The following is a 12,911-nucleotide window of genomic DNA, read 5'->3' as shown; positions in this document are numbered from 1 at the left end:
CTTTTATTATTTTTAAGTATATTATACTATACATAATCATCAAATTCCGAAAGGAGTGCTATACTTCATGCGCGCAATTTTATTAGGCCTTTTATCATCAGCCTTTTTTTCCGCAACCTTTATTATTAATCGAGCGATGAATGTATCTGGAACGAGCTGGGCCTGGACAGCTTCCTTCCGTTTTTTATTTGCTCTCCCTATTTTATTCCTTATCGTTTTATTTCGCAAAAACTTAAGGGGTTTATGGGAAGAATTAAAGAAACATCCATTAGCGTGGATCGGATGGGGTTCCGTTGCTGGCATTGGTTTCTATTCTTTATTAAGTTTCGCAGCTGTCTTTTCTCCAGCTTGGCTCGTTGCTGGAACTTGGCAAGTTACTATATTAGCAGGTTTACTTTTATCACCATTATTCTTCGTTAAATTAGAAACGAAATCCGGCACAAAACTTGTACGCGGAAAAATTCCACTTCGTAGTTTATATGTCGCATTATTTATTTTACTTGGTGTAATTTGTATGCAAGCTACTGCAGCAGGTCATATTACAATGACTCAGTTCATTTCAGGTTTTTTACCTGTCGTAGTAGCAGCCTTCTTATATCCATTCGGCAACCGAAAAATGATGGAACTTGTTGGCGGACGTCTTGATACGTTCCAACGTGTATTAGGAATGGCAATAGGAAGTCTACCTATAACAATTTTACTTGGTATATATGGATTTTCTACTACCGGTATTCCAACATCCAGCCAAATGTTGCAAGGATTTTTGTTAGCATTATGTTCTGGCGTGATTGCGACGATGACATTTTTCTTTGCTACTGACTTAGCCAAAGATAACCTCTCTCTACTTGGAGCTGTTGAAGCAACGCAAGCTGGAACGATGGTCTTTACCGTGTTTGGCGAAATTGTTTTCTTGAATGGTTCATTTCCTGGTGGTCTTTCCCTACTTGGAATGATTATTATTATGTTAGGAATGGTTGCTAATAGCGTTTTAAACCGTTCTGCTCCAGTCGTTAAGCAGAAAAAAACTGCATAAAAAAGAGTATAGTTCTCTAACAAAGAACTATACTCTTTTTTTATTGTCCCCCTATTTCGCCTTATCAGAATAGTATTTCATTAGCTGTTTATACTAAAACCTATGTTATAATACGTTTCATGCGCAATATTAGGAGGTAAATTATGTTAAAAAAAGCAATCGCTGAATTTATTGGTACATTTGTACTTGTATTATTCGGAACTGGAGTAGCTGTCATTGGCGGCGGAATTGAAGGAATTGGAACATTAGGAATCGCTATGGCTTTCGGTCTATCTATTGTGGCTATGGCATATAGCATCGGAACAATTTCTGGATGTCACATTAACCCAGCAGTATCAGTAGCTATGTTCATCAACAAAAGAATGAACGCTATGGAACTTTGTTATTATGTATTAGCTCAAATTTTAGGTGGTTTATTAGGAACTGCAACGTTAGTAACGATTTTACGCTCTGCTAAAACACCTTTAGATAATTTAGGTCAAAATGGTTTTGGAACTCTTGGTTTATCTGGAGCATTTCTAGTTGAATTTATTTTAACTTTCGTATTCATTTTAGTTATCGTTGCTGTAACAGGTAAAAAAGGAAGTTCTTCTCTAGCAGGATTAGTAATTGGTTTCACATTAGTTTTAGTTCACTTATTAGGAATTCCGTTAACTGGAACTTCTGTTAACCCAGCTCGTAGTATCGCACCAGCTCTATTCGCTGGCGGAGAAGCACTTTCTCAACTATGGGTATTCATCGTAGCACCAATTCTTGGTGGTATCGTAGCAGCTATTGTTGGTAAATTCATTTTAAATACTGAAAAATAGAATTTTCAATATTTCTGAATAAAAAAAGGCGAGCCCTCATTATGAGGTTGCTCGCTTTTTTACTCTTTCATTTTAGACTTTAAGTTTGTAACTAATTGATCTACCGTTACATTTGCAAGTACGTTTTCCATCGCTTCTTGCGCTTGCATTAAAATAATTTCTAATACTGATTGAATATTAGCTCCTACTGGACATTCAATGTTGGGATTTTCATGGAAGGAAAATAGTTGTCCTTCTTCTACAACTTCCACTGCTTTATATACATCAAGTAATGTAATTTCTTCTAAATCACGAGCAAGTGTCGTACCACCTTTACCAGCTTGTACATCAACAAGTCCTGCTCTCTTCAACATTCCTGTAATGCGACGAATCACAACTGGATTTGTATTCACACTACCAGCAATCCATTCAGAGGTACAGCGAGAGTTTCGATCTATCGCAAGTAACGTTAACATATGAACACCTACTGTAAAACGACTACTAATCCCCATCTGCACACCCTCCTTTGTATTCATTCTATTAAAAGACGACTCTTATTATTATATACTATTTTTAATTTATACATAAAGAAAAAGCATGATTCCAATAGGAAATCATACTTTTCTCTCATTATTGACGCTTTATAAACTTCGCTAAATCTTTAAATTTCACTTTGTCTGAGTAATTCATTACGCCATTTACGTAAATGCGACTTGCAAGCATATTGATGATAACGATAGTCACCAATAAAATTACTAGCGTCACACCAATTTCTACAGCGCCTGCTTCACCAGCTACAAGTCTTGAAAATGTAACCATAGGTGTAAAGAATGGAATATATGAACTAACTACAGCTAATGTACTATTAGGATCAAATAATGATTTAATACTAATGAAAAATGCTGCTATACCTAACATTGTAATTGGGAACGAAAGAGATTGCACATCCTCAATTTTTGATACAACAGCCCCAACCGCTGCATATAACATTGCATATAGTAAGTAGCCCGTAACAAAATATACAACGAACATACTAATTACTACCGCATCCAATTTAGAAAAGTCTAGTGTAAGTCCTATTAAAGATGCGTTTTCTAAATCTACCCACCCTAATAAATATGGTACAAGAAAACCGAAGGAAGCAATAACTAGTAATAGTAAAGCACTAGAAACAATTGCTAAAATTTTAGCATGTAGCATTGTTAATGGTTTTACTTTCGGAAGCATTAACTCCATAACACGGGATGATTTTTCAGATGCTATCGTCGTCCCAATTGCAGTTCCAAACACAATAATAAACATATATAAAGCAAACGAGAAAACATAACCAATTCCAAAGGAAGATGCATGATCCTTTACTGCTTCTTGTTTTAACGGAATTTCCATCTGTAACTGTTTTGCTACTTCGGCAGATACATTATTTTTTTCAATCATTACCGCTGTATACTGTTCCTTTAAATAACTTGCCATAAGTGTAGCAGTTGATTGACTCGGAAAACCACTATACATATACGTCACTTCCGGAATACCATTCTTTTCTGTAATACGGAATAAGCCATCTAAATCCCCATCTTCCACTTGCTTACGTAGCTCATTAAACTTATCCTTATTTTCTACAGTTACTTTAGCAGACGGAAGTAACTTTGTTACATCACTTTCTTGCACTTTATAAGTATCGCTTTCCGTTACTACCGCAAATTTATCTTTTCCTTTATCGTTATCAGCAGTGAAATGATTAAATGCGAAAAGTCCAAACACAACTAAAAATAAAATCGCACTCGTAATTAATGATTTTTTAGATAAAAATGCTTCCCTGAAATAAAATGAAAATACGTGAGAAAATTTACGCATCGTTATTTCGCCCTCTCTACAAAGATTTCATTTAACGTCGGCTCTAACATTTTAAATTGTCGTAAAGTAACACCTTGTTCTTGCAACTGTTGTAAAATCTTTAGAGCTTCTGCATCGTCTTGTACTTGCACATAAAGAAGGCCTTGTTGTTTTTCATACGATACATGTATAGCTTTTAATCCCTTCGCATTTTCTTCTGTATCTTCAATCGTTAAATTGCGGAAACCGTACTCTTTTTTAATATCACTTAACTGGCCTTTTACGACTGCTTCGCCTTTTTTCAAAATACATACATGTTGGCAAAAAGCCTCTACTTGTTCCATACGATGACTAGATAAAATAATGGTCTTTCCGCTCTGTACTTGTTCTTCAATAATGCTAGCTAGCATCCCAGCATTAACTGGATCAAGTCCGCTAAATGGTTCATCTAAAATGAGAAGTTCAGGATTATGAAGAAGAGCAGCAATTAATTGGATTTTTTGCTGATTTCCTTTTGAAAGCTCTCCTGCCGTTTTAAATTTATATTCCGGTATCGCTAATCGCTCTAACCAGTGATCAATAGCAAGATCTACTTCTTTTTTCGACATTCCTTCTAATCTACCAAAATATCGCAACTGGTCTATTACTCTACTTTTTGTATATAAACCTCTTTCTTCTGGTAAATACCCAATCGTTACCCCACTAGTCCCAAATGATTTTCCATTCCACGTAATAGATCCTTCATTAGGCGTTAATAATCCGAGAAGCATTTTGATTGTCGTTGTTTTCCCTGCACCATTTCGTCCAAGTAATCCTAGCACTTCACCTTTTGGTAACGAAATTTGCAAACCGTTAACTGCTTTTGATTCCCCAAATTGTTTCGTTAAGTTTTGAATTTGTAAACTCAAAGTATAAAGCCTCCCCTTTAATATCATTCATACTCTCTTTCAAAGACTATGTTTATTCAGGATAAAATATAGCACTACACTTCATCCTCTTAGTATGTAACATCTCCTTAATCCATCATTTGTTCTATTTAGTTAAAATTGTAAATAATATCATTTCATTTGTCAATTATAATTGTCATTACGACAATTATAATTGACAAAATAATTTCCAATATTTTTCTCATCTTTCTAATATAGGACATACTACTATATATACAAAAGACAATATGCAAATGTTCATAAAAAAAATTTATATTTTAATATATAATATAAGATGATTTTCTAACATCAAGGAGGATACATATGAAGATGAAGAGGGGTATTACCACTTTATTATCTGTAGCGGTTCTATCTACATCGCTTGTAGCATGTTCAGGAACACCAGAGAAAACAGTGGCAAAAGAAGAAAAAGTAAAATTAACAGAACAGCAATTAATGGCTGATTTATGGTATCAAACAGCTGGTGAAACGAAAGCACTTTACTACCAAGGGTACAATATCGGTCAATTGAAGCTTGATGCAGCTCTTGCAAAAGGGACAGAGAAAAAGCCTGCTATCGTACTTGATTTAGATGAAACGGTTTTAGACAACAGTCCTCATCAAGCAATGAGCGTAAAAACAGGAAAAGGCTATCCGTATAAATGGGATGATTGGATTAATAAGGCTGAAGCTGAGGCCCTTCCAGGCGCAATTGATTTCTTAAAATATACAGAATCTAAAGGTGTAGATATTTACTACATCTCAAATCGTAAAACGAACCAACTAGATGCAACAATTAAAAATCTTGAGCGTGTAGGTGCTCCTCAAGCAACGAAAGAACATATATTACTACAAGATCCGAAAGAAAAAGGAAAAGAAAAACGCCGTGAACTCGTTTCGCAAACACATGATATCGTCTTATTCTTCGGTGATAACTTATCTGATTTCACTGGTTTTGATGGGAAATCTGTAAAAGATCGCAATCAAACAGTTGCAGATTCAAAAGAACAATTTGGTGAGAAATTTATTATTTTCCCGAATCCGATGTATGGCGATTGGGAAGGCGCTTTATATGATTATGATTTCAAAAAATCAGATGCTGAAAAAGATAAAATCCGTCGCGACAACTTAAAATCATTTGATGCAAAATAAAGAGGATGGCATTCGCCATCCTCTTTATTTTCCCTTCTCTGTTAAAGGCAAGATAAACACTTCCACACGCCTATTCTTTGCCTTTCCTTCTTGTGTATCGTTTGGAGCAATTGAACGGTATTCTCCGTAACCAATCGCACTAAATTTTTCTGGTTGTAATTCTTTATTTTGGAGTAATACTTGCATAAAATTAACTGCACGCTGCGTACTTAATTCCCAGTTCGATGCAAACTGCGCATTGGCAATAGGGACATTATCCGTATGACCAGATACTGTAATCTCACGAGGTGACGCTGAAACAAGTAAGCTAGACATCTCTTTTGCAATCCCTAGTGATTCTAACTTCACATCTGCTTTCCCCGAATCAAACAGCACATTCTCTAATATTGTCACCATTAATCCCTTTTCAGTTAATTTAGTTTGAAAAGAAGAGGATAATTGTTTCTCATTAATATATTGATCAATCTTTTTTTGTAATGCTTTCAATTCATCCATTTCTTTTTTTTCTTTTTCTCTAGCTTCTTCTTGTTTTTTTGCTTGTTCTGCCTCAAGGCTACTTGCTGATAATTCCTTTTCATCATTTGGCTTCTGATCACTTAAAAACTCTTTATTTCCTGTTCCACCTGCTAATTCGCTTCGAAATGCTACTGCCATCTGTTTGAACTTCGCAGCATCTATACTACTCATCGCAAATAAAACGATGAACAATGCAAATAACAACGTTAACATATCAGAATAAGGGATTAACCAAGTTTCATCGATATGTTCTTCGTGTTTTTTCTTTTTACCTCTTCTATTTTTTTTACTCCGCATTTTTTTCTGCTCCTTTTTCTAGCTTTTTACGTTCAGTTGCAGAAAGTGCACCTAAAATGCGGTTCTTCATAATAAACGGATATGTACCCTCTTGTAACATTAATAAACAATCAATAATTAAACGTTTTTTCTCTAATTCAGCTGCAGATTTTTGCTTTAGTTTATTTGCAAATGGATGCCATAATACATAGCCTGAAAAAATACCAAAAATCGTTGCAATAAAAGCACCCGAAATAGCGTGACCTAACTTTTCAATATCAGTTAAATTGCCAAGTGCAGCTACAAGACCAATAACAGCACCTAAAACCCCTAATGTCGGTGCATATGTACCAGCTTGAGAAAAAATTGCCGCTCCTTTTGCATGCCTTTCTTCAATTGCTTCTAATTCAGCTTCTAAAATCTGTTCTAGATCTTCTGCGGATACGCCATCAATCACAAATTTCATACCACGCAAAAGAAATTCATCTTGAATTTTGTCTAATTGTTGCTCTAAAGACAAAATACCGTATTTTCTACTTTCTGATGTCCAATGAACAAATAATTCTAGCAACTGTTCATAACTTAAATCCTTTTTATTTGAACCAAAAAGAACTTTAAATAATTTTGGAACCCTTTTTAGTTGATTCATCGGAAATGCTATACATACTGCAGCAAATGTACCGATAAAAATAATTAATGCTGCGGCAGGATTCAATAAGGCATTTATGTCAGCGCCCTTGACGACCATCCCTACTACTACCGCTACAAATCCTAAAATAAGTCCAATAATTGTTGCAAAATCCATTCCCATTCACTCCTAGTCTATACAAGAAGTTCTTTATTCTCGATAATCGCTACATCTTCTTATGTATATATATTACATAAAAAATTCATTTCATGAAAGATAAGAAATGAATTAAATGAAAAAATACTACAATTTCACACATTTTCTGACATTTTCTTTGCATTTCTATTACGTTACGACTCTTATATTTCTTTTTCAGTAAACTAGACTTATAATAAAAAACGATACATATTTTATTAAGAAAGGACTGTGATTACAAGGTATCATGAAAAAGATAATCATTATTTCTGCCACTACTATTGTAATCGGTATCACTTCTTTCGCTTACTTTAGTTCTAAATCACCACTACAAAATGAGGCGAAAGCTGTCGAAAGTCAACAGCATAGTAATCACCAAAAAGAAGAGATTCCTGCTTTTCCAAAAGCTGATCATACTGCAAAGAAGCTAGAAAATGATTTTTCCGTTGTAACAAATCCAGAGTCTAATCTTGTCTTAGTTAATAAACATCGAAAACTACCAGACGGATACATACCTGAAGACTTAACAAGACCAAACGTACCATTTACTAGTCCAAAAGATAAAGAAAAAACATTGCTGCGTAAAGATGCTGCAGATGCGCTTGAAAATATGTTTGAAGCGGCAAAGAAAGAAGGACTTGAACTTACAGCTGTATCTGGTTATCGTTCATACAAACGCCAAAAATCATTACATGATACATACGTTAGACGTCAAGGAAAAGCTGAAGCTGATTCAGTAAGTGCCATTCCTGGTACGAGTGAACATCAAACTGGTTTAGCAATGGATATTAGTTCAAAATCTGCTAAATTCCAATTAGAGCCTATTTTTGGAGAGACAGCCGAAGGAAAATGGGTTGCAAAACATGCCCATGAATTTGGCTTTGTAATTCGTTATTTAGAAGATAAAACAGAAACAACAGAATATTCATATGAACCGTGGCATTTGCGCTACGTTGGTAATCCATACGCTACATACATATATAAACATCATTTAACATTAGAAGAAGCAATGAAAGACAAAAAATAAGAGAGCAAATTGCTCTCTTATTTTTCTTTCACTCTATCATTGTAGTAATTTTTTCTTCCATTCTTCAGGCCACGGTTCGCCTTTTCCCGTTTTTTTCGATGCTTGAACCATCATTCCACGGCCGACTAAACAAGCTTCTCCTTCTGCATTCTTCACCATGTAATGCAAATCTAAAGAAGAATTCCCAACCGATCCCGCTTTTACATACACCTTCAACTGTTCATCAAAATATATTTGCTTAATAAAATTACATTGTAAATCTGCAACAACGATCATCGTTTCTGAAGATTCATGCGTCCATTCTTGCATAAATCCAAGTTCTTTAAACAATGCGATACGTGCTTCTTCAAAATAGGTAAAGGCAACGACATTATTTACATGCCCAAACATATCTACTTCACCAAAACGAACTTTTACAGGATTGTAAAATGAAAAACCACTTTCCCATCGCTCAAAGTCTTCAATATAAGAAATCCTCTTCATTGTTTCCTCTCCTTTTCGCCTTCAAAATAAACAGAATAAACAGAAAAATAAAGTTATAAATATTGCCTCTTCAACATGAAGAGGCAATATTTATTAATAGTTATTGTCGCTACCAAAGAAATCTTTAAACGATTGAATTGTTGTATCACGGTTTAATGCCGCAATTGAAGTTGTTAATGGAATACCCTTTGGACATGATTGCACACAGTTTTGAGAGTTACCACAGTTTGCAAGTCCTCCATCTCCCATAATTGCACGTAAGCGATCTGCTTTATGCATTTCACCCGTCGGATGTGAGTTGAATAAACGAGCTTGTGATAACGGTGCTGGTCCAATAAAGTCAGATTTACTATTTACGTTTGGACATGATTCTAAGCAAACACCACATGTCATACATTTTGAAAGCTCATAAGCCCATTGACGTTTCTTCTCAGGCATTCTTGGTCCTGGTCCTAAGTCATACGTACCATCAATTGGAATCCAAGCTTTAACGCGTTTTAGAGCGTTAAACATGCGACTACGATCAACTTGTAAGTCACGTACAACTGGGAATGTCTTCATTGGTTTTAAGCGAATTGGTTGTTCTAACTGATCAATAAGAGCTGTACATGATTGACGTGGTTTTCCGTTAATCACCATCGAACATGCGCCACATACTTCCTCTAAACAGTTCATATCCCATGCAATCGGAGTCGTTTGGTTTCCTTTTGAATCAACAGGATTACGACGAATTTCCATCAGTGCCGAAATAATGTTCATATTTGGACGATATGGAATTTCAAACTCTTGGTCAAACTCTTGTGCATCTGGTCCATCTTGTCTCGTAATGATGAGGCGGATTGTTTTCTCAGACATGTTGCTTATCCCCCTTCTCTTCACCCTTAGCAGCTACATCATGTTTTGAAGAATAGTCACGTTTACGTGGTTTAATTAATGAAACATCCACTTCTTCGTAATGGAATGCTGGTGCATTTCCTTCTCCTTCAAATTTCGCCATCGTAGTTTTTAAGAAGTTTGCATCATCACGATTTGGGAATTCAGGTTTGTAATGCGCCCCGCGGCTCTCATTGCGGTTATATGCGCCAATTGTAATAACACGTGCTAACTCAAACATATTTGCAAGTTGGCGTGTAAATGAAGCACCTTGGTTACTCCATCTCGCTGTATCGTTAATGTTAATGCGTTTGTAACGCGCCATTAACTCTTCAATTTTCGCATCAGTTTCTAGTAGCTTTTTATTTTCACGAACTACTGTAACGTTATCTGTCATCCATTCTCCAAGCTCTTTATGAAGAACATATGCATTTTCGTTACCATCAAGCGTTAAAATATTGTTAAATTTCTCTGTTTCGATTAATTCATTTTGCTCATATACAGTAGATGAAACAGCATCAGACGATTTAGAAAGACCTTTCATATACTCAATCGCGTTCGGTCCTGCTACCATACCACCGTAAATTGCTGATAATAGTGAGTTCGCACCAAGGCGGTTTCCACCGTGCATAGAATAATCACACTCACCTGCTGCAAATAAACCTGGAATACTTGTCATCTGCTTATAATCAACCCATAGTCCGCCCATTGAATAGTGAACTGCTGGGAAGATTTTCATTGGTAGTTTACGAGGATCATCACCTGTAAACTTCTCATAGATTTCAATAATTCCACCAAGTTTAATATCTAGTTCTTTCGGATCTTTATGAGAAAGATCTAAGTACACCATGTTTTCACCGTTAATACCTAGTTTTTGCTCTACGCAAACGTCAAAGATTTCACGCGTTGCAATATCACGAGGTACAAGGTTTCCGTAAGCCGGATATTTTTCTTCTAGGAAGTACCATGGTTTACCATCTTTATATGTCCAAACACGGCCACCTTCACCACGTGCCGATTCACTCATAAGACGTAATTTATCGTCTCCAGGAATTGCCGTTGGATGAATTTGAATGAACTCGCCGTTTGCATAATATGCGCCTTGTTGATATACAGCAGAAGCTGCTGTACCTGTATTAATAATAGAGTTAGTTGATTTTCCAAAGATGATACCAGGGCCCCCTGTTGCCATAATCACGGCATCAGCTTGGAAACTTTTAATCTCCATTGTTTGTAAGTCTTGTGCAACGATTCCTCGGCACACACCTTCGTCATCAACAACAGCTCGTAAGAAATCCCAACCTTCATATTTCGTTACAAGTCCTGCTACTTCGTGACGACGTACTTGCTCATCTAATGCGTATAGTAATTGCTGTCCAGTTGTTGCACCAGCAAATGCTGTACGGTGATGTTGTGTTCCACCAAAACGACGAAAATCAAGAAGTCCTTCTTCCGTACGGTTGAACATAACACCCATACGATCCATTAAATGAATAATACCAGGTGCTGCTTCACACATTGCTTTAACTGGTGGTTGGTTCGCTAAGAAGTCCCCACCATAAATTGTATCGTCAAAGTGGATCCATGGAGAATCCCCTTCACCTTTCGTATTTACGGCACCGTTAATTCCACCTTGGGCACATACAGAATGCGAACGTTTTACTGGTACTAAAGAAAACAGTTCAACATTTACTCCTGCTTCCGCCGCTTTAATCGTTGCCATTAAGCCAGCCAAGCCACCGCCGACTACTATAAGTTTCCCTTTCATGCTCTCCCACTCCTTACTGGTTTGCTAGCTGTGGATCGATGAACGCTAATAATGCACTCACACCTACATAAGATAGACCTAAGAATATAGCTAATGTTACATAAGTAGAGATTCTTTGTGAACGTGGAGATACTGTAATTCCCCAGCTGATGCAGAATGTCCATAGTCCATTTGCAAAGTGGAAAATTGTTGAAACAACACCGACCAAGTAAAATGCAAACATAGCTGGATTGTTTAAAATATCTGCCATCATATCATAGTTTACCTCTTTACCTAGCATTGCTTGAATACGAGTTTCCCAGACGTGCCAAGAAATGAAAATCAGTGTAACGATACCTGAAATTCTTTGGAAGACGAACATCCAGTTACGGAAATAACCGTAAGAAACCGCATTGTTCTTAGCTGTAAATGCAATATATAAGCCATATATAGCATGGTACAGTATCGGTAAAAAGATGATGAAAATCTCTAGCGCGTACCGGAATGGAAGGAGCTCCATAAAGCCTGCAGCTTTGTTAAAAGCCTCTGCTCCTCGTGTTGCAAAGTTGTTTACAATTAAATGTTGCGTCAAAAAGACACCAACCGGGATGACCCCCATTAATGAGTGCCACTTACGAAACGTATACTCGCGGCCTTTCATGTCCCCATTACCCCCCTTGAATGTTTGACTGCTGTTTTCAGATTAGTTTACAACAATAATGTTTTTTCACTATTGGCATAAGAAAAACTGAAAAAATTATTCGAAATATTTCAGCATAATTTGATACCAAGTTCATTTTACTCCTATTTTTGTCGAAGCGTCAAGAAAACGTATACATAATTTGCATATAATTTGCCAATTCTTTTTTTCTTCTTATATATTCAGATTTTCTCAAAGAAAAATCTGTTTTTATAAATGAGAAATGTTATATAATAATCCCTATAGAAAGAGGGGAATATTGTGAGTAAAAATACAATCGATACAACATCTTTAGAAGATGTTTCATTGAACGCCTTCGCTTATGAATTGCTACGTGAAGAATTACTACCTGATTTAATCGGTAACGATTTAGATGGTATTTTATACTGGTCTGGTAGAAACCTTGCAAGAAAATATCCACTAGAAACAATTGAAGAAGTCATTCAGTTCTTTGAAAAAGCTGGCTGGGGCACTTTAAGTATTATTGAACATAAGCGTCGTGAAATGCAGTTCCAACTTAAAGGCACACTCATCGCTGAACGTCAAAAACAAAACAGACATTCTTCTTATCAATTAGAAGCTGGATTCATCGCTGAACAAATTCAAAAGCAACGAAACGTCGTTGCAGAGTCCTATGAAGAAAAGAAAAAACGTTCAGACTCTATTACATTTCTTGTGAAATGGGATATAAAAGATCTCATTGAAGTGTAGCATTACCTACAGTCAACTAGACATAT

The 12,911-nt window shown here is 36.1% G+C and carries 14 protein-coding genes; 5 read left to right on the top strand and 9 right to left on the bottom strand.

Features of this window, described 5'->3' with window-relative positions; all coding sequences use genetic code 11:
* Positions 1 to 67: 67 nt before the first annotated feature.
* Positions 68 to 1,033, top strand: a complete 966-nt coding sequence (locus ACUN0F_RS10490) for a DMT family transporter (RefSeq protein ID WP_088082328.1) — start codon at positions 68 to 70, stop codon at positions 1,031 to 1,033.
* 143 nt (positions 1,034 to 1,176) lie between these two features.
* Complete coding sequence (locus ACUN0F_RS10485; protein WP_000913204.1) at positions 1,177 to 1,842, top strand: MIP/aquaporin family protein; 666 nt, start codon at positions 1,177 to 1,179, stop codon at positions 1,840 to 1,842.
* 59 nt (positions 1,843 to 1,901) lie between these two features.
* On the opposite strand, the gene ACUN0F_RS10480 is transcribed toward ACUN0F_RS10485, so the two are convergent.
* The 3 genes from ACUN0F_RS10480 to ACUN0F_RS10470 form a co-directional block, all read right to left on the bottom strand.
* Positions 1,902 to 2,333: an Rrf2 family transcriptional regulator gene (locus ACUN0F_RS10480; RefSeq protein WP_000512998.1), complete on the bottom strand. Its 432-nt coding sequence runs from the start codon at positions 2,331 to 2,333 to the stop codon at positions 1,902 to 1,904.
* 118 nt (positions 2,334 to 2,451) lie between these two features.
* Entirely contained in the window at positions 2,452 to 3,672 is a 1,221-nt protein-coding gene (locus ACUN0F_RS10475) for an ABC transporter permease (protein WP_046956264.1), read from the bottom strand.
* Positions 3,673 to 3,674: 2 nt separating this feature from the next.
* Complete coding sequence (locus tag ACUN0F_RS10470; protein ID WP_264462074.1) at positions 3,675 to 4,559, bottom strand: ABC transporter ATP-binding protein; 885 nt, start codon at positions 4,557 to 4,559, stop codon at positions 3,675 to 3,677.
* Positions 4,560 to 4,901: 342 nt separating this feature from the next.
* Here ACUN0F_RS10470 and ACUN0F_RS10465 point away from each other — a divergent pair, with 342 nt between their 5' ends.
* Positions 4,902 to 5,729: a 5'-nucleotidase, lipoprotein e(P4) family gene (locus tag ACUN0F_RS10465; RefSeq protein WP_000782761.1), complete on the top strand. Its 828-nt coding sequence runs from the start codon at positions 4,902 to 4,904 to the stop codon at positions 5,727 to 5,729.
* 24 nt (positions 5,730 to 5,753) lie between these two features.
* Here the strand turns inward: ACUN0F_RS10465 and motB are convergent, their stop codons facing one another.
* Complete coding sequence (gene motB / locus ACUN0F_RS10460) at positions 5,754 to 6,542, bottom strand: flagellar motor protein MotB (RefSeq protein WP_001256743.1); 789 nt, start codon at positions 6,540 to 6,542, stop codon at positions 5,754 to 5,756.
* The gene (gene motA / locus ACUN0F_RS10455; protein WP_060488187.1) at positions 6,532 to 7,326 is read right to left on the bottom strand and encodes a flagellar motor stator protein MotA; all 795 of its coding nucleotides are present in this window, start codon (positions 7,324 to 7,326) and stop codon (positions 6,532 to 6,534) included. Before motA ends, motB begins: the two co-directional genes overlap by 11 nt.
* A gap of 265 nt (positions 7,327 to 7,591) precedes the next feature.
* Here motA and ACUN0F_RS10450 point away from each other — a divergent pair, with 265 nt between their 5' ends.
* Positions 7,592 to 8,371 (top strand): M15 family metallopeptidase, encoded by a 780-nt coding sequence (locus ACUN0F_RS10450; RefSeq protein ID WP_048541274.1) that lies wholly within the window; start codon positions 7,592 to 7,594, stop codon positions 8,369 to 8,371.
* Between the two features lie 36 nt (positions 8,372 to 8,407).
* On the opposite strand, the gene ACUN0F_RS10445 is transcribed toward ACUN0F_RS10450, so the two are convergent.
* From ACUN0F_RS10445 to sdhC, 4 genes are all read right to left on the bottom strand, one after another.
* Positions 8,408 to 8,854 (bottom strand): acyl-CoA thioesterase, encoded by a 447-nt coding sequence (locus ACUN0F_RS10445; protein WP_000822749.1) that lies wholly within the window; start codon positions 8,852 to 8,854, stop codon positions 8,408 to 8,410.
* A gap of 93 nt (positions 8,855 to 8,947) precedes the next feature.
* Complete coding sequence (sdhB, locus tag ACUN0F_RS10440; protein ID WP_001291830.1) at positions 8,948 to 9,709, bottom strand: succinate dehydrogenase iron-sulfur subunit; 762 nt, start codon at positions 9,707 to 9,709, stop codon at positions 8,948 to 8,950.
* Positions 9,702 to 11,495, bottom strand: a complete 1,794-nt coding sequence (gene sdhA, locus ACUN0F_RS10435; protein WP_000676749.1) for a succinate dehydrogenase flavoprotein subunit — start codon at positions 11,493 to 11,495, stop codon at positions 9,702 to 9,704. Before sdhA ends, sdhB begins: the two co-directional genes overlap by 8 nt.
* A 13-nt stretch (positions 11,496 to 11,508) precedes the next feature.
* Positions 11,509 to 12,135: a succinate dehydrogenase cytochrome B558 gene (sdhC, locus tag ACUN0F_RS10430; protein WP_000678354.1), complete on the bottom strand. Its 627-nt coding sequence runs from the start codon at positions 12,133 to 12,135 to the stop codon at positions 11,509 to 11,511.
* Positions 12,136 to 12,435: 300 nt separating this feature from the next.
* On the opposite strand from sdhC, the gene ACUN0F_RS10425 reads away from it, so the two are divergent.
* Positions 12,436 to 12,885 (top strand): YslB family protein, encoded by a 450-nt coding sequence (locus ACUN0F_RS10425; protein WP_000042225.1) that lies wholly within the window; start codon positions 12,436 to 12,438, stop codon positions 12,883 to 12,885.
* Positions 12,886 to 12,911 lie beyond the last annotated feature (26 nt).

The sequence above is a fragment of the Bacillus sp. 1A genome (genome assembly GCF_052682215.1).
This window is presented reverse-complemented; position numbering and strand designations above follow the sequence as displayed.